The sequence below is a fragment of the Enterobacter sp. UPMP2061 genome, assembly GCF_053709615.1.
Genome location: NZ_JBSKJP010000002.1, coordinates 172447 through 192521, shown reverse-complemented (window position 1 = coordinate 192521; position 20075 = coordinate 172447). Strand labels below are relative to the sequence as shown.

General features: G+C 54.2%; 16 protein-coding genes, 6 tRNA genes and 1 pseudogene. 13 read left to right on the top strand and 10 right to left on the bottom strand.

What is annotated here, in order from left to right; all coding sequences use genetic code 11:
- Positions 1 to 201: 201 nt before the first annotated feature.
- Positions 202 to 1437 carry an ion channel protein gene (locus ACWKXX_RS06470; protein WP_032619299.1) on the top strand — a complete coding sequence of 412 codons (1236 nt, stop codon included), beginning with the start codon at positions 202 to 204 and terminating at the stop codon, positions 1435 to 1437.
- Here the strand turns inward: ACWKXX_RS06470 and ipdC are convergent, their stop codons facing one another.
- Positions 1438 to 3096 (bottom strand): indolepyruvate decarboxylase, encoded by a 1659-nt coding sequence (ipdC, locus tag ACWKXX_RS06465; protein WP_023304171.1) that lies wholly within the window; start codon positions 3094 to 3096, stop codon positions 1438 to 1440.
- Positions 3097 to 3282: 186 nt separating this feature from the next.
- On the opposite strand from ipdC, the pseudogene mgrA reads away from it, so the two are divergent.
- Positions 3283 to 4280 (top strand): annotated as a pseudogene (gene mgrA, locus ACWKXX_RS06460) (L-glyceraldehyde 3-phosphate reductase).
- A 126-nt stretch (positions 4281 to 4406) separates the two neighbouring features.
- The gene (locus ACWKXX_RS06455) at positions 4407 to 4754 is read left to right on the top strand and encodes a DUF2502 domain-containing protein (protein ID WP_015572233.1); all 348 of its coding nucleotides are present in this window, start codon (positions 4407 to 4409) and stop codon (positions 4752 to 4754) included.
- 33 nt (positions 4755 to 4787) lie between these two features.
- Here the strand turns inward: ACWKXX_RS06455 and ACWKXX_RS06450 are convergent, their stop codons facing one another.
- Positions 4788 to 6026 (bottom strand): Nramp family divalent metal transporter, encoded by a 1239-nt coding sequence (locus tag ACWKXX_RS06450; protein ID WP_023295104.1) that lies wholly within the window; start codon positions 6024 to 6026, stop codon positions 4788 to 4790.
- 345 nt (positions 6027 to 6371) lie between these two features.
- On the opposite strand from ACWKXX_RS06450, the gene nupC reads away from it, so the two are divergent.
- Entirely contained in the window at positions 6372 to 7559 is a 1188-nt protein-coding gene (gene nupC / locus ACWKXX_RS06445; protein ID WP_006811440.1) for a nucleoside permease NupC, read from the top strand.
- 45 nt (positions 7560 to 7604) lie between these two features.
- Here nupC and ACWKXX_RS06440 read toward each other — a convergent pair whose 3' ends face one another.
- The 3 genes from ACWKXX_RS06440 to ACWKXX_RS06430 all read right to left on the bottom strand — a co-directional run bounded on the left by ACWKXX_RS06440 (position 7605) and on the right by ACWKXX_RS06430 (position 10199).
- Complete coding sequence (locus ACWKXX_RS06440) at positions 7605 to 9794, bottom strand: EAL domain-containing protein (protein WP_045338095.1); 2190 nt, start codon at positions 9792 to 9794, stop codon at positions 7605 to 7607.
- 212 nt (positions 9795 to 10006) lie between these two features.
- Positions 10007 to 10082, bottom strand: a tRNA-Ala gene (locus tag ACWKXX_RS06435).
- Positions 10083 to 10123: 41 nt separating this feature from the next.
- Positions 10124 to 10199 (bottom strand) — tRNA-Ala (locus ACWKXX_RS06430).
- A gap of 217 nt (positions 10200 to 10416) precedes the next feature.
- Between ACWKXX_RS06430 and ACWKXX_RS06425 the strand changes: the two genes are divergently transcribed.
- A complete protein-coding gene (locus tag ACWKXX_RS06425; protein WP_015572232.1) occupies positions 10417 to 10779 on the top strand; it encodes a YfeC-like transcriptional regulator in 363 nt (120 codons plus the stop codon).
- Position 10780: 1 nt separating this feature from the next.
- Positions 10781 to 11167, top strand: coding sequence for a YfeC-like transcriptional regulator (locus tag ACWKXX_RS06420; protein ID WP_017383469.1), 387 nt, complete (start codon positions 10781 to 10783; stop codon positions 11165 to 11167).
- A 51-nt stretch (positions 11168 to 11218) separates the two neighbouring features.
- Here the strand turns inward: ACWKXX_RS06420 and gltX are convergent, their stop codons facing one another.
- Complete coding sequence (gene gltX / locus ACWKXX_RS06415; protein ID WP_015572231.1) at positions 11219 to 12634, bottom strand: glutamate--tRNA ligase; 1416 nt, start codon at positions 12632 to 12634, stop codon at positions 11219 to 11221.
- Positions 12635 to 12892: 258 nt separating this feature from the next.
- On the opposite strand from gltX, the gene ACWKXX_RS06410 reads away from it, so the two are divergent.
- The 5 genes from ACWKXX_RS06410 to ACWKXX_RS06390 all read left to right on the top strand — a co-directional run bounded on the left by ACWKXX_RS06410 (position 12893) and on the right by ACWKXX_RS06390 (position 13749).
- Positions 12893 to 12968, top strand: a tRNA-Val gene (locus ACWKXX_RS06410).
- Positions 12969 to 13009: 41 nt separating this feature from the next.
- Positions 13010 to 13085 (top strand) — tRNA-Val (locus ACWKXX_RS06405).
- Between the two features lie 29 nt (positions 13086 to 13114).
- Positions 13115 to 13190 (top strand) — tRNA-Val (locus ACWKXX_RS06400).
- A 4-nt stretch (positions 13191 to 13194) separates the two neighbouring features.
- Positions 13195 to 13270: transfer RNA gene (locus tag ACWKXX_RS06395), tRNA-Lys, on the top strand.
- Between the two features lie 137 nt (positions 13271 to 13407).
- Positions 13408 to 13749 carry a FlxA-like family protein gene (locus ACWKXX_RS06390; protein WP_023304174.1) on the top strand — a complete coding sequence of 114 codons (342 nt, stop codon included), beginning with the start codon at positions 13408 to 13410 and terminating at the stop codon, positions 13747 to 13749.
- Here ACWKXX_RS06390 and ACWKXX_RS06385 read toward each other — a convergent pair.
- Positions 13740 to 14681 carry a LysR family transcriptional regulator gene (locus tag ACWKXX_RS06385; protein WP_261666088.1) on the bottom strand — a complete coding sequence of 314 codons (942 nt, stop codon included), beginning with the start codon at positions 14679 to 14681 and terminating at the stop codon, positions 13740 to 13742. The genes ACWKXX_RS06390 and ACWKXX_RS06385 overlap by 10 nt on opposite strands.
- 89 nt (positions 14682 to 14770) lie before the next feature.
- On the opposite strand from ACWKXX_RS06385, the gene ACWKXX_RS06380 reads away from it, so the two are divergent.
- Positions 14771 to 15766, top strand: a complete 996-nt coding sequence (locus ACWKXX_RS06380; RefSeq protein ID WP_023304176.1) for a bile acid:sodium symporter family protein — start codon at positions 14771 to 14773, stop codon at positions 15764 to 15766.
- Here ACWKXX_RS06380 and ACWKXX_RS06375 read toward each other — a convergent pair.
- The 3 genes from ACWKXX_RS06375 to zipA form a co-directional block, all read right to left on the bottom strand.
- Positions 15763 to 15978, bottom strand: coding sequence for a DUF3820 family protein (locus ACWKXX_RS06375; protein WP_003861328.1), 216 nt, complete (start codon positions 15976 to 15978; stop codon positions 15763 to 15765). The genes ACWKXX_RS06380 and ACWKXX_RS06375 overlap by 4 nt on opposite strands.
- 1 nt (position 15979) lies before the next feature.
- Positions 15980 to 17995 (bottom strand): NAD-dependent DNA ligase LigA, encoded by a 2016-nt coding sequence (ligA, locus tag ACWKXX_RS06370; RefSeq protein WP_017383473.1) that lies wholly within the window; start codon positions 17993 to 17995, stop codon positions 15980 to 15982.
- A 68-nt stretch (positions 17996 to 18063) separates the two neighbouring features.
- On the bottom strand, positions 18064 to 19059 hold the full coding sequence (gene zipA, locus ACWKXX_RS06365) for a cell division protein ZipA (protein WP_015572226.1): 996 nt from the start codon (positions 19057 to 19059) through the stop codon (positions 18064 to 18066).
- A 229-nt stretch (positions 19060 to 19288) separates the two neighbouring features.
- Here zipA and cysZ point away from each other — a divergent pair, with 229 nt between their 5' ends.
- Complete coding sequence (gene cysZ, locus ACWKXX_RS06360; RefSeq protein WP_006811452.1) at positions 19289 to 20050, top strand: sulfate transporter CysZ; 762 nt, start codon at positions 19289 to 19291, stop codon at positions 20048 to 20050.
- Positions 20051 to 20075 lie beyond the last annotated feature (25 nt).

Here is a 20075-nt window from a genome sequence, read left to right as displayed (position 1 = left end):
CTACTGCTCCGCTAAAGTCAGAATAAATCTTTGGGACACTGTAAATTCAAGGCGTGATAACAACAACGACCAGAAGGTGACTGCCCATGGATTATCGATCTTCGTCACATTATAACTTTACCGTTTCAGCACCTTTTGCACTATTGCCACAATGCTGATTGTGCAAAGTAACGTTAAGCCGTTTTGTACAAGGAAATCATCATGCTCCATCCGCGAGCCAGAACCATGCTGTTATTGGCTGTCCCGGCGCTGATTATTGGCGTGGCGTCGAGCCTGGTGCTCATCGTCGTCATGAAAGTGGCGGCGGTGCTGCAAACGATTTTATGGACCGCGCTTCCGGTAAAACTCGGCATCAGCATTGACTCGCCGGGCTGGATCATGATGATGCTGACCCTGACCGGGATTGCCGTAGGGCTGGTGATCCGCTATAGCCCGGGCCATGCCGGGCCGGACCCGGCACTGGAACCCTTGATTGGCGCTCCTGTCTCTCCCTCTGCTCTGCCGGGGCTTATTATCGCGCTGATTATCGGTCTTGCGGGCGGCGTAAGCCTCGGGCCTGAACATCCCATTATGGCGGTTAATATCGCGCTGGCGGTCTTTCTGGGGGCGCGTCTTTTTCCGCGCGTTGGCGCGCTGGACTGGACGATCCTGGCGTCAGCAGGCACCATCGGGGCGCTGTTTGGCACTCCGGTCGCGGCTGCGCTCATTTTTTCGCAAACCCTCAGCAGTGATCATGAAGTACCGCTGTGGGATAAACTCTTCGCGCCGCTAATGGCCGCCGCTGCGGGAGCCCTCACCACCAGCCTGTTTTTCCATCCCCATTTTTCACTCACCATCCCCCACTACGGCCAGATGCAACTCACCGATATTTTCAGCGGTGCCGTCGTCGTCGCGATCGCCATTGCGCTGGGGATGGTCGCGGTGTGGTGTCTCCCTCGCCTGCATCGCCTGATGCACAGGCTGAAGCATCCGGTGCTGATTCTGGGCATGGGGGGTTTTATTCTGGGCGTTTTAGGCGCCATCGGCGGGACGGTTACGCTGTTTAAGGGTCTGGACGAGATGCAGCAGCTGGCCTTCAGCCAGGTCTTTAGCGTCTCCGATTATCTGCTGTTCGCGCTGGTAAAACTGGCGGCGCTGGTGGTCGCTGCGGCCTGTGGTTTCCGGGGAGGTCGTATCTTCCCGGCGGTATTTGTTGGCGTCGCGCTGGGGCTGATGCTGCATGAGCACGTCGACGCTGTCCCTGCGGCGATTACCGTCTCCTGTTCCATTCTGGGGCTGGTACTGGTGGTCACGCGCGATGCGTGGCTGAGCCTGTTTATGGCGGCCGTTGTCGTGCCGGATACCACGCTTCTGCCGCTGCTCTGTATCGTGATGTTGCCCGCCTGGCTCCTGCTGGCGGGCAAACCGATGCTGATGGGATGGCGAAACGACAGGTAATCAGGCGTTATTGCGCGCCTCCAGCGCTTTGGTCAGCGCGCTCAGCAGCGGCGGAATATCGGCTTTCGGCAGCATCACCTCGATCAGCGAAAGCCGCTCATGGTGTGCCACTTTATCCAGCACCTCCGCCAGCGCTTCCGCTTCGCTGACGCGCCAGCACTCTGCCTGAGGCGCCAGGCTCAGCGCCTGCGGGATCTGCGTCCAGTTCCAGAGGGCAATATCGTTATAGCGCTGCTCCGGCCCGTGGATGGCCCTTTCCACCGTGTATCCTTCGTTGTTAAGCACCAGAATAATCGGGCGCTGTTTGTCGCGCAGCATCGATCCCAGCTCCTGAATGGTCAACTGCGCGGCGCCGTCACCCGTCAGGACAATCACGCGTCGGTTCGGACACGCCGTTTGCGCGCCAAATGCTGCCGCCAGCGTGTAGCCAATCGATCCCCACAGCGGCTGGACGATAAAGTTCACGTCCGCCGGTAAACGCAGATCGATAGCGCCGAAAGCAGACGTTCCCTGGTCAGCCAGAATAATGTCTCCGGGGCGGATAAACGTTTGCAGGGTACGCCAGAAGCTCTCCTGAGTCAGCGCCCCTTCGATAGTCGGGAACGAAAAGCCGCTGTGATCCAATGGCGCTCGCGTATCACGAACATAGGTTTTACACAGCGCTGTCAGCGTTTCAATGGCCTCCCTCATCGGGATACCCGTAAACCAGACGTCGCCGACGCGGGACGCGTGGGGCTGAACCTCTATCGTCTGGTCCGGCGTCAGCTGGTGGGTAAACCCGGCAGTGAGCGTATCGGTAAAGCGCGTGCCAATACACAGCACCGTATCAGCCCCCTCGATGGCCTCTTTGACCGGCGCGGCGCTCGCCGATCCGCTGTAGGTGCCGTCAAAACCGCTCTGTCGTTCGTCAAAAATGCCCTTGCCCATCAGCATGGTGGCGTGTGCCATCGGCACCTCTTTCACCCACGTCTGAAGGGCCGTGCGCAGACCATGGCGGAGTACGAGGAAGTCCGCTAACAGCGCGGTGCGTTTGCTCGTGGACAAGCGCTTTTCGGCAGCCTCACGGAACGCCTGCAAGCAGGCTGAATCAGCCGGTGCGGGGTTAACAGTGAGAGCGCTTACAGGGGGCGTAGCGGCTTTTTTCGCCACATCAGCGGGCAGCATCAGGTAGCCCGGACGGCGCTCCCGCAGCATAGTGGTCAGGACTCTGTCAATTTCATAGCAGGCGTTTTGTTCGGTAAGCACCGCCTGTGCAACGGTGATGGGTTCGCTCATATGATAGAAATGGCGGAACTCGCCGTCGCCCAACGTATGGTGCAATAACTCTCCTCGCTGCTGCGCCGCCATACCCGGGGCCCCCACAATATGGAGGACGGGAACATGTTCGGCAAAGCTGCCCGCCACACCGTTCATGGCGCTTAACTCCCCAACGCCGAATGTCGTCAGGAGCGCGGCAAAGCCCTTACAGCGGGCATAGCCGTCTGCGGCGTAAGACGCGTTCAGTTCATTGGCACAGCCCACCCAGCAGATGTCCGGGCTGTCTATCACGTGATCGAGAAATTGCAGGTTATAGTCGCCCGGCACGCCAAACAGATGATCGGCACCACAATCTGTTAGTCGGTCCAGCAGGTAATCGGCGACGCAATAGGGGGTACGCATATTATAAGTGTCCTTCTGACGTTGACCTCACTCTGAGTATTAAATAAGCGTGAAGCGTGTCCAGAATTGGCGATAATCAGGGTCTGGAAAGAATGCTTTACGAAAAAAGCTGAGCTATGCTCATTTTCTTCAGGTTAGTGTAAACGTATACACTGATGTTTCTTTCCAGCGCCAGAGGTCTCGCCAATGGGTTATCAGCCTGACAAAAATCGTTACCAGACAATGCAATATCGCCGCTGTGGACAAAGCGGTCTTAAGCTTCCCGCCATCTCGCTGGGGCTTTGGCATAATTTTGGCGACGCGACGTTACTCGAAAACAGCCGTCAACTTTTACAGCGTGCTTTCGATTTGGGTATTACGCATTTTGACCTTGCCAATAATTACGGCCCTCCTCCTGGTTCGGCCGAACGTAATTTTGGGCGCATTTTGCAGGAGGATTTCCTGCCCTGGCGCGATGAGCTGATCATCTCCACTAAAGCGGGCTACACCATGTGGGACGGGCCTTATGGCGACTGGGGCTCACGTAAATATCTGATCGCCAGCCTGGACCAGAGCCTCAGGCGTATGGGGCTGGAGTATGTCGATATTTTCTATCACCACCGCCCGGATCCACAAACGCCGCTACGTGAAACCATGAAAGCGCTTGACCATGTGGTGCGTCAGGGCAAGGCGCTGTACATCGGTCTGTCCAACTACCCGGCAGAAGTGGCAAGGCAGGCGATTGAAATACTGGAGGATCTGGGCACGCCATGTCTGATCCACCAGCCGAAGTACTCCATGTTTGAACGTGCGCCTGAAGAGGGGTTGCTGGACGTGTTGCAGCATAGAGGGGTGGGATGTATCCCCTTCTCCCCCTGGCGGGCGGACAGTTGACCGATCGCTATCTGAACGGTATCCCGGCGGATTCTCGCGCAGCAAGCGGCAGTAAGTTCCTTAACCCGGAGCAGATCACCGACAAAAAGCTGGAAAAGGTACGCAAGCTGAATGCGCTGGCGGAAAACCGGGGGCAAAAGCTATCGCAAATGGCACTGGCCTGGATCCTGCGCCACGATGCGGTGACATCCGTGCTCATCGGCGCAAGCAAGACCGGACAAATTGAAGATGCAGCAGGCGTGCTTGAAAATTGTCGGTTCACGGCAGAAGAGCTGAAGACGATAGATACGATCCTGTCCAGTTCAGATTAAAAACACTTTTAGCAAAAAGTGCTCTCGTTCCTGATTTAGGAGTTGAGGCGATGAAACGAATGTTTACCAACTCGTAAAATTGCGTTAACAGGTCGCACAGCGGCCCCGATCGTGAAGGAGAAGAGTATGTTCAGGTCACTGATTCTTGCAGCGGTATTACTGGCTTCGGCCCCGCTGGTCGCCAGTGCGGGCGAAATCACCCTGTTGCCATCGATTAAATTACAAATTGGCGATCGTGATGACTACGGCAGATACTGGGACGGTGGCTACTGGCGCGACCGTGACTACTGGCATCGCCATTATGAATGGCGTCAAAACCGCTGGTGGAAACACGATAACGGCTATCACCGTGGCTGGGATAAGCGTAAGGCTTACGAACGCGGCTACCGCGAAGGCTGGAACGATCGTGACGACCGCCGTGGCGGCTGGGGTCATGGAAAAGGCAGAGGCCACGGTCACGGCCATCACCATTAACAACAAAAAGGAGCCTTCCGGCTCCTTTTTCTTTTACAGGCCTGCGGCTGTGCCTATCAGCAACCACAAGTTTAACGCCACCACCACGACCACAATGGCCCACCCGGCGCGCTTCACCCACGTCGAATTCACCAGTTCGCCCATCAGCGATTTATTACTGGTGAAGATCAGCAGTGGCACCAGCGCCAGCGCAATCCCGAAACTTAGCAGTACCTGACTCATCACCAGAATGCGGGTCGGATCCAGCCCCATCAGGATCACAACAAAGGAAGGCAGCATCGTGACCGAGCGGCGAACCCACAGCGGAATATGGAAACGTACGAACCCCTGCATCACCACCTGCCCGGCCAGTGTCCCCACAACCGTAGATGAAAGACCCGCAGCAACCAGGCTTAAACCAAAAATAGTGGCAGCGGCATGACTCAGCAACGGCTCCAGCGTCAGGTAAGCCTGGTCGAGATCGGCAACCCCGGTATGCCCGTTAAAGTGGAACGCGGCGGCGGCGGTCGCCATCATCGCCAGATTCACAAATCCGGCAATGGTCATCGCGATAGTCACATCCCATTTCGAGGCGGAGTAGCGCTCTTTACTCGTCCCGCCATGCAGATTCTGGGTTAATGAAGAGTGCAGATAAATGACGTGCGGCATGATGGTCGCCCCCAGCACCCCCGCAGCCAGAAAAACGGCTTCAGAAGTGGGTAACGACGGGATCACCATCCCTTTCGTCAGCTGCGCCAGATTCGGCTGGGAGAAAATCAGCTCAACAATATAGGCGGCAGCGACGAACAGCAGCAGGCCGCCGATGACTTTCTCCAGCGGTTTTTGTCCCCGCCGCTGGAGCATCAGAATCAGGAAAGTGGCGATACCGGTCAGCACGGCCCCCTGAAGCAGGGAGACGCCCAGGATAAGCTTAAAGCCGATCGCCGCCCCGATAAACTCGGCGAGATCGGTGGCCATGGCGATAATTTCCGCCTGAACCCAGTAAAACCAAACTGCCGGACGTGGATAATGATCGCGGATTTGCTCCGCCAGGTTTTTTCCGGTAGCAATACCCAGCTTCGCGGAGAGCATCTGAATCAGCATCGCCATCAGATTGGCCCAGACCACAACCCACAGCAGTTTATAGCCGAAACTGGCCCCGGCCTGAATGTTGGTCGCAAAATTACCCGGATCGATGTAGCCAATCGCGGCAATGAATGCCGGTCCCATTAATGCGAACCGCAGCTTGCGTGCCGCTCTGCCGCTGCTACTCTCTACGCGACTATTCGTCATTTCTGCCTCTGGAAATATAGCCTTTGCTATGTTTTATGCTATCAAAATGAGAATGATTATCAAGTTCATTTGTAACGGTTAACATGATTTCTCTGATAGTCAGGAACGATAGACAGGCAGGTGGAGCAAGGTCACAGAATGTGAAAATGCGCAGACATTTGTGAAGCGTAGCACACAAACTTAACTTTTCACTCATTTACCTAACATAACAAAAATGTCTTGTTGATCACTATTTTTGAGACTCGTCACAGGATGTAACTATAGTGTGGGCTTGATCTCGTTTTCTTTGTGCTTGTTACATAGAATGTGCACGGAAATTAAACCTGCCTCATATTTGGAGCAAATATGGACCGCGTCCTTCATTTTGTCCTGGCACTCGTTGTCGTTACTGCACTTGCATTGCTGGTCAGCACAGACCGCAAAAAAATTCGTATTCGCTATGTTGTCCAACTGCTGGTCATTGAAGTTTTACTTGCGTGGTTCTTCCTGAACTCCAACGTAGGCCTGGGCTTCGTGAAAGGCTTCTCCGAAATGTTCGAAAAACTGCTCGGATTTGCCAACGAAGGGACAAACTTCGTCTTTGGCAGCATGAACGATCAGGGTCTGGCCTTCTTCTTCCTGAAGGTGCTCTGCCCTATCGTCTTCATCTCTGCCCTGATCGGTATCCTTCAGCACATCCGCGTTCTGCCGGTGGTTATCCGTGCGATCGGCTTCCTGTTATCGAAAGTTAACGGCATGGGCAAACTGGAATCCTTTAACGCAGTCAGCTCGCTGATTCTCGGTCAGTCTGAGAACTTCATTGCGTATAAAGATATCCTCGGCAAGATGTCCCGTAACCGCATGTACACCATGGCGGCAACCGCAATGTCTACCGTTTCCATGTCTATCGTGGGCGCGTATATGACCATGCTGGAACCAAAATACGTAGTTGCGGCGCTGGTTCTGAACATGTTCAGCACCTTTATCGTGCTTTCGCTGATTAACCCGTACCGCGTGGATGCCAGCGAAGAGAACATTCAGATGTCAAACCTGCACGAGGGACAGAGCTTCTTCGAAATGCTGGGTGAATACATTCTGGCGGGTTTCAAGGTTGCAATTATCGTCGCCGCGATGCTGATTGGCTTTATCGCGCTGATCGCTGCGCTGAACGCCCTGTTTGCGGCCGTACTCGGTATCTCCTTCCAGGGTATTCTGGGCTACATCTTCTACCCGATTGCCTGGGTGATGGGCGTGCCCGCTCACGAAGCGTTGCAGGTGGGCAGTATCATGGCAACGAAACTGGTTTCCAATGAGTTCGTGGCGATGATGGATCTCCAGAAGATTGCCAGCACACTCTCCCCTCGTGCGGAAGGGATCCTGTCCGTCTTCCTGGTCTCCTTCGCGAACTTCTCTTCCATCGGTATTATCGCTGGTGCGATTAAAGGCCTGAACGAAGAGCAAGGTAACGTCGTTTCTCGCTTTGGCCTGAAGCTGGTTTACGGTTCAACGCTGGTGAGCGTCCTGTCTGCCTCTATTGCAGCACTGGTTCTGTAATTCATACCGTGCAATAAAAACCGGGAGTCCTCGCTCCCGGTTTTTTTATGCCTCCAGCTCCGTCAGGGGCAGTGGTTTACCAATCAAATAGCCCTGCAAATAGTCCACGCCGAATCGCAGCAACATCTCGCGTTGTTCAGCCGATTCCACATATTCAGCCACCACACAAAGCGATTTCGTTTTGGCCATGTTGCAAATGGACTGCACGATCATCGCATCCATGCTGTCGGTGCAGATATCTTTCACGAAGCAGCCATCGATCTTTATAATATCGGCCTCCAGCCGCTTCAGGCGCTCAAAGTTGGCATAGCCGGTACCAAAGTCATCAATAGCAATGCGGAAGCCGTAATCCCGCAGCTGCTGGATATTGTTGATGCTGCTTCCCGAGTCAGAGAAAGCCTGTTCCTCGGTGATCTCAATGACGATATCTTGCGGCGCAATGGCGTAGCGTTCAAAAAGCGCGATGATCTCAGCCGCTATCTCATTTTGCATCAGCGTCAGCGGCATCAGATTAACGGAGAACCGCGTTCCGGCCCGTTCGGACGGATGGCTGCGCATCCACATCAGCAATTTTTCCACCACGTTCAGGTCAAATCGGTGGCTCAGGTTAAACTGAGCAATCAGCGGAATAAAGCGATCAGGCGTGATGATCTCCCCCTCGCTTTCAAGCCTTGAGAGGATTTCAAAGTACCCTTCCCCACGCGCGTTATGGATTGGCTGGGCATAAAGGTGAAGCCCACCGATATCAAGGGCGCGTTTTATGCGGGCCAGCATCAGCACTCTGTCCGTCGTCTGACCGGAGACATCATCCAGACTGTTGGTTAACGCCAGGACGTTGTGCCCGGCACAGGACTGCTCGGAGAGCCAGCTCAGCTGACCCAGCGTGTGATGCAGGCTTTCTCCATCCGGCACTTCACCCCAGGAGGCGCCAAACTCGATGTCGAGCTCAGTCTTGTTCCAGATAATCTTACGGCTGTTCAGATGATCAACCATATATTGCAGACGTTCAGCCGTGCCCGGACCCAGCAAGACCACTACCAGCTCACTGCCCGGCAACTGGAAGAGCTTCTCGTCTTTTTGCAATAACGGTTGCAGCGACGCGGTTATCATCTTTTTACAATGTACACGCATGAGGATGCCGTAGTGACGGCTCAGGAATTCGAGATTATCCAGGCGCAGGCAGCAGACTTTGGCCTCGGGATGGTGCTGTAAAAACACTTCCAGCGCACGAATGTTAGGCAGACCGGTGAGCGGATCGGTAAGCGCCCTCTCCTGCCACCCCTGTTTCAGCCATTCACTTTTCTGATAGATCCGCGACATGTAAAGCAGGCAGATGGCGAAAGAGATTAGCACCGACAGGATAAAGGAGAGCGAGTGGCCCGATTCAACGCCATTAAGAAAATTATAATTATAGGTCAACAGCATGAGCGCCGAGGCCGCCCAGAATAAAGAGATGAGCGCATAGTTCAGACGACCAATCCCCAGGGTGAAAAGAATGAAAACGATTGGCATCAAATAACCCGCAATAAACTGCGACTCAAAAGGCGCGCATAAAATAGCGATCATCGAGATCAACAGCATCAGCCACACAACGATAAATAACGCTTTTTTGTGACAAAAGAGGGGCTTCACGCTTCGCCGCCAGAATGTTCGGGCATAGCGAGGATTAATAATCATTCTTAACGGATAATAGAACATCATGGTGAAAATCAGGGCGGCACAAATCAGACTCTGAATATCGATAACGTTATAAATTGCAGAGCCTTCGCCGAAATAGGAGGAGATTGTCACCGGGAAATCAAATAAATATCCCGCCAGATACATCGATAATTTGATGCCCACAGGCACCATAAATCCGAGCCAGAAAATACGTATGCCAATGTACTTATTCGGTATGCTGTGTCGCCAGCGCTTGCCCAGCACCAGACGGATGACGCCACAGGCGGCGAAGACGGTAAACGTCTGACAACATAATAATACGGCAGATTGTAGTGGTGCTAAATCAAGATTATAAATATTAGTAATACTAAAACTTAACAGCAAAGGAATGATTGCCCGTCGTCCAAATAACAACACGATGGCGAGCATGGCACTTAAGGGCAACCACGCCAGATAAACATCATTTTCGCTGACGATGGCCCGTGGAGAGATATAACGAGAAAAAGGAATCGCAATCAGGCTTAGCGCCAGGGCAATCATAAATATCTTTACATTATTGTAAATTTTTCTATTCATTAATCCGGATAATCTATTTTACCATCGTCTCATTGACCGCATGGATAATAGGTTTATTAATAACACGAATCAAGTTCAGGTCTATTTATAGACTTGTTTATTGATTTGGATTGAGGTGAGGTGTAGAAAACGACGTTAATTGCAACAAAAACAGTCTAAAATATTTTACAAGATATAAAAAAACCCCCGTCTTGCGACGAGGGTTTAAATTTTGGTGGAGCTAAGCGGGATCGAACCGCTGACCTCTTGCATGCCATGCAAGCGCTCTCCCAGCTGAGCTATAGCCCCACATGTTACTTTACCTACCGCACTCTGTTGGGTTCAGAGTTTGGTGGAGCTAAGCGGGATCGAACCGCTGACCTCCTGCATGCCATGCAGGCGCTCTCCCAGCTGAGCTATAGCCCCGTCGTAAAGCTGTCATGTTGACGGGCGGCATAATATGAATTCCGCCGCAGAGTGTCAACGGCAAATTCAGCCTCCGCCTTTCAATCGCCGAAAAATCATGCAAATGAATCACTTTGAGAGCCTGCTCGCAGCCAGGAGTTAAGCTTGTCACGTTTTCACGTAAAACGGTGCTATAAAATGAACCACTAATTAACCCCACAGATATTCAGGAAATTGTATGATCAAGGAACGAATGACGCCAGAAGAGTTAGCCCTGCTGACTGGCTATAGCCGACAGACCATCAATAAATGGGTACGCAAAGAGGGTTGGATTACATCGCCAAAGCCAGGCGTTCAGGGTGGCAAAGCGCGTCTGGTACACGTCAATGAAAAAGTGCGCGACTTTATTCGCAGCGCGCGCAGGGCAACAGAGACGCCGGAACTGCCAGATAAGGCGTACCACGAGGGCTCGCTTCATGCCCTGCTCCTGACGCTGGCGAATGAAATGACGCCGGAAGAGCAAAAGCAGATGACATCGCTGTTACTGCGGGAAGGGATTACCGGCTTGTTACAACGTTTAGGGATTCGCGACCAACGCTGATATGAAAAGATTACGCAGCAAAATGACCACGGAAGAGCTGGCGGACAGTCTGGGCGTAGCCCGACAAACCGTTAATCGCTGGATACGACAGAAAGGATGGAAAACGGAGGGTATCAACGGTGTAAAAGGCGGAAGAGCGAGGGTGATATGTATTGATGCGCACGTTAAGGAGCACATCATTAGTCTTCCCGCCATTCGTAACCGTCGGGCTGTTTACCATGTGGCGGAAAGCCCTTCCCACTACGGCGTGGCAACCTCATCCAGCCTGCTTCCACAAATTATCGACTCGCTGGAAAACATGACGACTGTCGAACAGGAACGTTTGCACAAGTTGCTCGCTCGTGAAGGGTTGCAGGGTTTTCTCACGCGTCTTGGTATTGCTGAATAACAGGCATAAAAAACGGCAGGTTACCCTGCCGTTTTTTGTATTACACGAGTATTACTGCTGGCTTTCACGCTCAGCAATAAAGCCCAGCGCTTTGTTGATACGCGCAACGCTACGTGATTTGCCGATGGCATGAACGGTCACGTCCAGCGCCGGAGACTGGCCTGCCCCCGTCACCGCAACGCGCAGCGGCATACCGACTTTACCCATGCCAATTTCCAGCTCATCAGCGGTAGCCTGAATCGCGTGGTGAACATTTTCCGCAGTCCATTCGGTAATGGCTTCGAGTTTATCACGCACCACTTCCAGCGGCTGACGCGCAACCGGACGCAGGTGTTTCTTGGCCGCGTCGGCGTCGAACGCGTCAAACTCTTCATAGAAGTAACGGCAGCTTTCAGCAATTTCTTTCAGCGTTTTGCAACGCTCGCCAAGCAGCTTCACCAGATCCGCCAGTTCAGGGCCCGTACGGGTATCGATGTTTGCCTGTTCAATGTGCCATTGCAGATAAGTCGCCACATATTCTGGCTGCATGGTATTGATGTAGTGATGGTTCAGCCACAGCAGTTTGTCAGTGTTGAACGCGCTGGCTGATTTGCTGACCGAGTTCAGAGAGAACAGCTCGATCATCTCTTCGCGGCTGAAGATCTCCTGGTCACCATGAGCCCAGCCCAGACGCACCAGGTAGTTCAGCAGCGCTTCCGGCAGATAGCCGTCATCACGGTACTGCATCACGCTCACCGCGCCATGACGTTTGGACAGCTTTTTACCGTCGTCACCGTTGATCATTGATACGTGCGCATACACCGGTACAGGCGCGTTCAGCGCTTTCAGAATGTTGATCTGACGCGGGGTGTTATTGATATGGTCTTCACCACGGATCACGTGAGTGATTTCCATATCCCAGTCGTCCACTACTACGCAGAAATTATAGGTTGGCGATCCGTCAGTACGACGAATGATAAGGTCATCCAGCTCCTGGTTGCTAAATTCGATCGGGCCGCGGATCTGGTCATCAAAGATAACAGAGCCATCCTGTGGGTTAGCAAAACGCACTACGCAAGGCTCATCCGCAGCATGCTCGCTGTGGTCATGGCGGCAACGACCGTCATAACGCGGTTTTTCGCCTTTTGCCATTTGCTCTTCGCGCAGCGCATCCAGACGCTCCCTGGAGCAGTAGCACTTATAGGCCGTGCCTGCCACCAGCATCTCGTCAATTACGGCGTTATAGCGGTCAAAACGTTTGGTCTGGAAGTATGGGCCTTCGTCCCACGCCAGATTCAGCCAGTTCATCCCATCCATAATGGCTTCAATTGCTTCCGGCGTTGAGCGCTCCAGATCGGTGTCTTCAATACGCAGCACAAACTCACCGTTGTTGTGACGTGCGAAAAGCCAGGAGTAGAGAGCGGTACGTGCACCACCGACATGCAGATAGCCTGTCGGGCTCGGCGCGAAGCGAGTTTTGATTTTCATGAAATGGCCTTACGTTATAAAGATGCCGGTAATCGGCAAATTCCGGGAAGAAAACAATGGGCAATATTCTATCACTGTGGGCCGATTCCTCAATGTCGATCACTTTATCCGGTTCGAGATTGCTGTTTTTGTTTATAAATCATGCGCCACAGTCCGTTTTGCGATCGTTTTGACTAATTTTACGACGAACGAATAAAAACTTTAGAAAATGCGTTGACTCATTTTCAACTCTCCCTATAATGCGACTCCACACAGCGGGGGTGATTAGCTCAGTTGGTAGAGCATCTCCTTTACACGGAGGGGGTCGGCGGTTCGAGCCCGTCATCACCCACCATCTACTTCGGTAGACTCGCAGTGTAGATAAGCATTGAGATTGGGCGATTAGCTCAGTTGGTAGAGCATCTCCTTTACACGGAGGGGGTCGGCGGTTCGAGCCCGTCATCGCCCACCATTCTCACCTTATCGCAGCAGTTCCGAAATGGGCGATTAGCTCAGTTGGTAGAGCATCTCCTTTACACGGAGGGGGTCGGCGGTTCGAGCCCGTCATCGCCCACCATTTCGGGTCGTTAGCTCAGTTGGTAGAGCAGTTGACTTTTAATCAATTGGTCGCAGGTTCGAATCCTGCACGACCCACCAATGTAAAAAAGCGCCCTAAAGGCGCTTTTTTGCTATCTGCGATATAGCAATTCCCCCTTGCAGCCAGACCGCTTGTTTTACTCAAGCTCACGCCTTCTTTGCCGATACCTCTATTTTATGGCGAAAAGGATCTCAATATGACAACTCTTAAGCCCGTTTCTCTGTCGGCGATGGAAATCGGCAGCGTAGATAACAGCTCCGGCGGAAACGACATTGCTTCTCAAATCACCCGTCTGACCAAACAGATAACGAAAGTCACTCAGCAGCTCAAAGAAGTGGCCATGGGTGATGCCACAGCAGAAGAGAAGCAAAAGCAGCAGGAATTACTCGAATCTCAGCTGGCTATGTTGCAGGCGCAGCTGGCGCAATTGCAGCGTCAGCAGGCCGAAGAGGCGATGCCAAAGCAGGAAAACGGTCAGGCCGTGGCGGAAGGCATCAATAAGCCCTCCGCGGAGCATCAGATTAATATCTACATCTGATTATTGGTTTCGTTAAAGAGTGGATCGCGTGTGCGGGCCTCCATCAAACGTCTGGCCTGCATACGTACTACATCCCAGCAGGCGTGCGCCGCGCCGGAAAGTGACCTGTTTTTACGGCGTACCAGCATCAGCTGGCGTTCGACACAGGGTACGAAACGCTTCACCGTTAAACGACTCCCCTGCGGCAGTGGCAGCGCCAGCGCCGGCAGAACGCTGATGCCAATCCCCGCTTCGACCATGGGGAAGAGCGTGGCAGGATGCCCGATCTCCTGCACAATGGTTGCCTTAACGCCCTGCGCGGTCAGTGCGGCATCTATCAGCGGGCGGCTACCTGATGCATAATCCTGTAACACCAGGTTTGCCCCCTGCAAGGCCTGCCAGGCCACCTGCGGCAGCGATGCCAGCGGATCATCATCGCGGCAGAGCAGTAAAAAGGGCTCCGAGAGCACCACTTCACATTCCAGGTCGCTTACCGCCCCGGGATCAATAACGATGCCAAAATCCACATCCCCCTGACGGATACTCTCCAGTACCCACTGCTGCGGCCTGTCATGCAAAACAAAATCGATATCCGGATAGCGGTGATTACTTTCAGCGATGCACTGGGGAATAAGATGCGCTGAAATCGTCTGGCTCGCCGCCACTCTCACGGTGCCGGAAAGCTGTTGTCCGAGCCGGCCGACATCCCTGAGCGTACTGTGCAGTTCATCCAGCAGCCTTTCCAGACGCGTTGCCAGCTGCTGTCCCGCTTCGGTGAGCACCACTTCTCGCGTCGTACGGTCGAGCAGCTTCACGCCCGTTTGCGTTTCAAGCTCCTTAACGCTATGGCTCACCGCCGACTGGCTGAGGCCAATCATCTCCCCTGCCCGGCTAAAGCTGCGGGCCTGCGCGACGGTGACGAAAACGCGAAGCTGACGTAACGAATAATTCATCTGTTTAATTCATGAATGGATGCAATAAATCAATTTTATTTCTCAAAGGGAAGAAAGCACAATAGCGGCATCTGTTTTCAGGAGTGATTATGAAACTTTTTCGTATCCTTGATCCGTTTACGCTGACCCTGATTAGTGTCGTCTTGCTGGCCTCGTTCTTCCCGGCGCGGGGCAGTTTCGTTCCGGTTATTGAAGGACTGACCACGGCAGCCATTGCCCTGCTGTTCTTTATGCATGGCGCCAAACTCTCCCGGGAAGCCATTATTGCAGGCGGTAGCCACTGGCGACTGCACCTGTGGGTAATGTGCAGCACCTTTATCCTCTTCCCGGTTTTGGGCGTGCTGTTCGCCTGGTGGGCGCCGGTGAATGTCGATCCGGCGCTGTATACCGGTTTCCTTTATCTGTGCATTTTACCGGCCACCGTGCAGTCTGCTATTGCCTTTACCTCGCTGGCGGGCGGTAACGTCGCGGCGGCGGTCTGTTCTGCTTCTGCTTCCAGCCTGCTGGGGATCTTTGTTTCACCGCTGCTGGTCGGTCTGCTGATGAACATGCACGGGGCGGAAGGCAATCTGGAGCAGGTGGGTAAAATTTGTCTGCAACTGCTGCTGCCGTTTGTGCTCGGACACTTATCCCGTCCCTGGATTGGGGCGTTTGTGGCGAAACATAAAAAATGGATCGGGAAAACGGACCAAAGCTCAATTCTGCTGGTGGTTTACACGGCCTTCAGCGAAGCCGTGGTGAACGGTATCTGGCACAGGGTGGGCGCTGGATCGCTGCTGTTTATTGTGGTGGTAAGCATCGTTCTTCTGGCCATTGTCATCGCGGTTAACGTCTTTGTGGCCCGCAAATGCGGCTTCAACAAGGCCGATGAAATCACCATTGTATTTTGCGGATCGAAAAAGAGCCTGGCCAACGGGATCCCGATGGCCAATATTCTGTTCCCGACGTCCGTCATTGGGATGATGGTGTTGCCGCTGATGATTTTCCATCAGATCCAGCTGATGGTGTGTGCGGTACTGGCGCGGCGTTACAAGGCGCAGACTGAAAAGCTGGCGCAGGAAGAGACCCGCGCCGCGAAAGTTTAAGGACGTTTCAGGGGCTGAACCAGCTGGGTCAGCCCCTCCGTTTTGATCAGTAACGTGATAGCCATCAGCTCGCCCAGACGCCCGGCGGGGAACTCATCCTTACGGGCAAACCACAGCAGATACTCTTCCGGTAGATCAATCAGCCTGCGACCCTTATATTTACCGAACGGCATCTCCGTATTGGCGATCTCAACGAGCTGCTCTTTTTCCACGTCACTCTCCTAACAGGCGCATCATTTCCGCTTCGTCGATTACCTCGATGCCAAGCTCCTGCGCTTTTGCCAGCTTCGAACCGGCCGCTTCCCCGGCAATCACCAGGTCGGTTTTCTTCGATACGCTGCCCGCCACTTTTGCCCCCAACGCCACCAGGCGCGCTTTCGCGTCATCGCGCGAGAGCTGGCTCAGGCTGCCGGTCAGCACCACCGTTTTACCGGCAAACGGGCTGTCGATCTCTTCGGCATTAACCACTACCGGTGCAGGCCAGTGAATGCCCTGTTCCAGTAATTTACCGATCACTTCACGGTTGCTCTCTTCGGCGAAGAAGTTGAAAACGTGGGTAGCGACCACAATGCCGACATCAGGGACTTTCTGTAGCTCGTCGATGGTGGCTTTCTCCAGCGCGTCCAGCGTGCCGAAATACGCCGCCAGCCCTGCCGCCGTCGCCTCTCCGACTTCACGAATGCCAAGCGCGTAAAGGAAACGGGCAAAGGTGGTGTTTTTGGCCGCCTCGAGCGCGTTAACGATGTTCTGGGCAGATTTCGGCCCCATACGATCAAGACCGGTCAGCTTACCTGCCGTCAGGGTAAAGAGGTCCGCTGGCGTATGGACGTACTCTTTCTCAACTAACTGGTCGATAATCTTGTCACCCATTCCGTCGACGTCCATCGCCCGGCGGGAGACAAAGTGCTTCAGGGACTCTTTACGCTGCGCGCCGCAGATTAACCCGCCCGTACAGCGCGTTACCGCTTCACCTTCCACGCGCTCAACGTCCGAACCACATACCGGACAGTGGGCTGGAAACTCGATGGCACGGGTATCGGCAGGACGTTCAGACTCAACAACGTTAACCACCTGTGGGATCACGTCGCCCGCGCGGCGAATCACCACTTTGTCACCAATGCGCAGGCCCAGGCGGGCAATTTCATCGGCGTTATGCAGCGTGGCGTTACTTACCAGCACGCCAGCCACCTGCACAGGCTCCAGACGCGCCACAGGCGTAATCGCCCCCGTACGCCCTACCTGAAACTCCACGTCGCGAACGAAGGTCATCTGCTCCTGCGCCGGGAACTTAAAGGCTACCGCCCAGCGCGGCGCACGGGCCACAAATCCTAACTGTTCCTGCAACGCCAGCGAGTTAACCTTGATCACCACGCCATCAATATCAAACCCGAGCGTGGGACGATCCTCTTCAACCTTGTGATAGAACGCCAGCACCGCCTCCGGAGAGTCGCAGAGCTGCACGCGGTTGCTAACCGGTAACCCCCACTCTTTGAACTGCATTAAACGACCCAGGTGAGTATCTGGCAGGTCACCGCCTTCCAGGATCCCGACGCCGTAGCAGAAGAAAGTAAGCGGTCGCTTCGCGGTGATTCGTGGATCGAGCTGACGCAGCGAACCTGCCGCCGCGTTACGCGGGTTTGCAAACACTTTCCCACCGGTACGACGCGCTTCTTCGTTGATCTTCTCGAAGCCCGCCTGCGGAAGGAACACTTCCCCGCGCACTTCCAGCCGGGCGGGAATGTTATCGCCACGCAGTTTCAGCGGGATCGCACGAATAGTGCGCACATTAGTGGTGATGTCTTCCCCGGTAGTGCCGTCGCCGCGCGTTGCGGCACGCACCATCACGCCGTTCTCATAAAGAATGCTAACGGCCAGACCATCCAGCTTTAGCTCGCAGCACCAGCTCAGATTGTCGATGCTCTTCAGGCGATCCTGCACACGCTTGTTGAAAGCCAGAAAACTCTCTTCATCAAACACGTTATCCAGCGACAGCATCGGCACTTCATGGCGCACCTGGCTGAAAGCGCCCAGCGGTTCCGCGCCGACGCGCTGCGTTGGGGAATCGGGCGTAATCAGTTCGGGGTGCTGCGCTTCCAGCTCGCGCAGTTCACGCATCAGGCGGTCATATTCCGCATCCGGCACTTCCGGTGCGTCCATAACATGATAGAGATATTCATGATGGCGAAGCGTGGTTCGCAGTTCAGTAAGTTGTTGTTCGATTGAGTCCATATCGCACCATCAATGAGAAAAACCCCCGACAGGCGGGGGTTGAGGAGGAGGTGAAGTTAACGCGACGATTACGCGTTCGCTTCCTTAACTTCGCGGATGCGGTCCTGATACTCGCGCAGTTTCTGCGGCGTCATCATTCGACGCTGATCGTCGAGCACCACACCGCCCACTTCGTCGGCGATGTGCTGAGCGGACTGTAGCATCAGCTTAAAGTTTTGCAGCTCGTCACCGTAGGACGGCACCTGCATAAAGATCGTAACCCCCGGCGTGACGAAATCACCGGTCATTTCCGGGTCAAACGTGCCTGGATTGACCATATTGGCCAGGCTAAACAGCGCCGGACCGCTACCGTCAGGACTCAGGTGGCGATGGAAAATATTCATGTCGCCGAACTTGAAGCCTGCCTGTTGGATGCTGTTAAGCAGCACGTCACCGTTCAGATGGGTGCCATGATGAGCAGCCACGTTCATGATGATCACCGCTTCTTTACGCTGCGGCTTTTCAACAACCGGTTCTGGCTCTGCGACCGGCTCTGGCTCAACACGCGGAGCGGGCTGTGGCGCAGGCGGTTCAGGCTGCGGCTGCGGTTGTTGTACCGGCTGCGGCTGCTGAACAGGCTGTGGCTGATGCACTGGCTGTGCAGGCTGTTGCACAGGTTGCGGCTGTACAGGCTGTGGCGCAACGGGCTGCTGTTGCACAGGCTGCTGCGGCGGATGACGAACAGGTTCTTCCACTGGCGGCGGCGCTGGCTGGCGCGGCTGGGCAGAGGCATACGGTGGTTGATACTGGTGCTGCGGAGCGCGGGGGGCTTCATGCTCTCCATGCGCTGCGCCGGGCGCAGTATTGACCCGATGAACACGAACTTCACCCACGCCGTCGTCGTCAGGACCGTCGATGTCGTCTTCAACGTCATCGTCGTCACGACTGGACTTCATGCGCTTCAGTGGACGATCGCGAAACATAGAGGAACGCTCTTTACGGCTGGTCCAGAAACCATGTACCAGTAAAGCGATTATGGCGATCGCGCCAACAATGATTAATATCAGACGCAAATCCTGCATCATTATATTCTCTGTTGTTCTAACACCTTGCCACCACGGCAAACATTTACTCACTAAGAGTATTTGCCGTTTACGTCAAGTGCAAGTGTATGCAGAGCATTCACAGCATAAAGATGAACTAAATCGTGCTTTTTGCTGGTTTTTCGAACATTTCCGAACTGGTCATTGGCCCGTAACTGGATAATATAGGCGGGCAATTCCACTGGTTGTGTAAAAAGGAGTACAGCCTGGTATGGTTTCAACATCTTCTTCTGCCCCACGCAGCGGGGTCTGGTACTTTTCTCAGGGCTGGAAACTGGTCTCCCTGCCGGGCATTCGACGCTTCGTTATTTTGCCGTTACTGATCAACATTATTCTGATGGGCGGGGCCTTCTGGTGGCTGTTCACCAGACTGGAAAGCTGGATCCCTTCCCTGATGAGCTATGTGCCGGACTGGTTACAGTGGCTAGACTACCTGCTCTGGCCGATTGCGGTTATCTCCGTGCTGCTGGTTTTCGGTTATTTCTTTTCGACGATAGCAAACTGGATAGCCGCGCCGTTCAACGGTCTGCTGGCCGAACAGCTGGAAGCGCGCCTTACCGGTGCGACGCCACCTGACACGGGCGTACTGGGGATCGTGAAAGATCTCCCCCGCATCATGAAGCGTGAATGGCAGAAGTTCGCCTGGTACCTGCCGCGGGCGATTGTGCTGCTTATTCTTTATTTTGTACCCGGGATTGGCCAGACGGTCGCGCCCGTGCTGTGGTTCCTGTTCAGCGCCTGGATGCTCGCTATCCAGTACTGTGATTATCCGTTCGATAACCACAAAGTGCCGTTTAAAGAGATGCGCACTGCCCTGCGCACTCAGAAGGTTGCCAACATGCAGTTTGGCGCGCTGACCAGCCTGTTCACCATGATCCCTTTCCTGAATTTGTTCATCATGCCCGTCGCCGTTTGCGGCGCGACGGCGATGTGGGTGGACTGCTACCGTGCTAAGCACGCGTTATGGAAGTAATGCAAAAATGTGTAAAAGAGGGGTG

Bases quoted from the DNA above. Each gene is read 5' to 3' on its own strand.
- ACWKXX_RS06470 (WP_032619299.1), top strand. From the start codon at position 202: ATGCTCCATCCGCGAGCCAGAACCATGCTGTTATTGGCTGTCCCGGCG.
- ipdC (WP_023304171.1), bottom strand. From the start codon at position 3,096: ATGCGTACCCCCTATTGCGTCGCCGATTACCTGCTGGACCGACTAACA.
- ACWKXX_RS06455 (WP_015572233.1), top strand. From the start codon at position 4,407: ATGTTCAGGTCACTGATTCTTGCAGCGGTATTACTGGCTTCGGCCCCG.
- ACWKXX_RS06450 (WP_023295104.1), bottom strand. From the start codon at position 6,026: ATGACGAATAGTCGCGTAGAGAGTAGCAGCGGCAGAGCGGCACGCAAG.
- nupC (WP_006811440.1), top strand. From the start codon at position 6,372: ATGGACCGCGTCCTTCATTTTGTCCTGGCACTCGTTGTCGTTACTGCA.
- ACWKXX_RS06440 (WP_045338095.1), bottom strand. From the start codon at position 9,794: ATGAATAGAAAAATTTACAATAATGTAAAGATATTTATGATTGCCCTG.
- ACWKXX_RS06425 (WP_015572232.1), top strand. From the start codon at position 10,417: ATGATCAAGGAACGAATGACGCCAGAAGAGTTAGCCCTGCTGACTGGC.
- ACWKXX_RS06420 (WP_017383469.1), top strand. From the start codon at position 10,781: ATGAAAAGATTACGCAGCAAAATGACCACGGAAGAGCTGGCGGACAGT.
- gltX (WP_015572231.1), bottom strand. From the start codon at position 12,634: ATGAAAATCAAAACTCGCTTCGCGCCGAGCCCGACAGGCTATCTGCAT.
- ACWKXX_RS06390 (WP_023304174.1), top strand. From the start codon at position 13,408: ATGACAACTCTTAAGCCCGTTTCTCTGTCGGCGATGGAAATCGGCAGC.
- ACWKXX_RS06385 (WP_261666088.1), bottom strand. From the start codon at position 14,681: ATGAATTATTCGTTACGTCAGCTTCGCGTTTTCGTCACCGTCGCGCAG.
- ACWKXX_RS06380 (WP_023304176.1), top strand. From the start codon at position 14,771: ATGAAACTTTTTCGTATCCTTGATCCGTTTACGCTGACCCTGATTAGT.
- ligA (WP_017383473.1), bottom strand. From the start codon at position 17,995: ATGGACTCAATCGAACAACAACTTACTGAACTGCGAACCACGCTTCGC.
- zipA (WP_015572226.1), bottom strand. From the start codon at position 19,059: ATGATGCAGGATTTGCGTCTGATATTAATCATTGTTGGCGCGATCGCC.
- cysZ (WP_006811452.1), top strand. From the start codon at position 19,289: ATGGTTTCAACATCTTCTTCTGCCCCACGCAGCGGGGTCTGGTACTTT.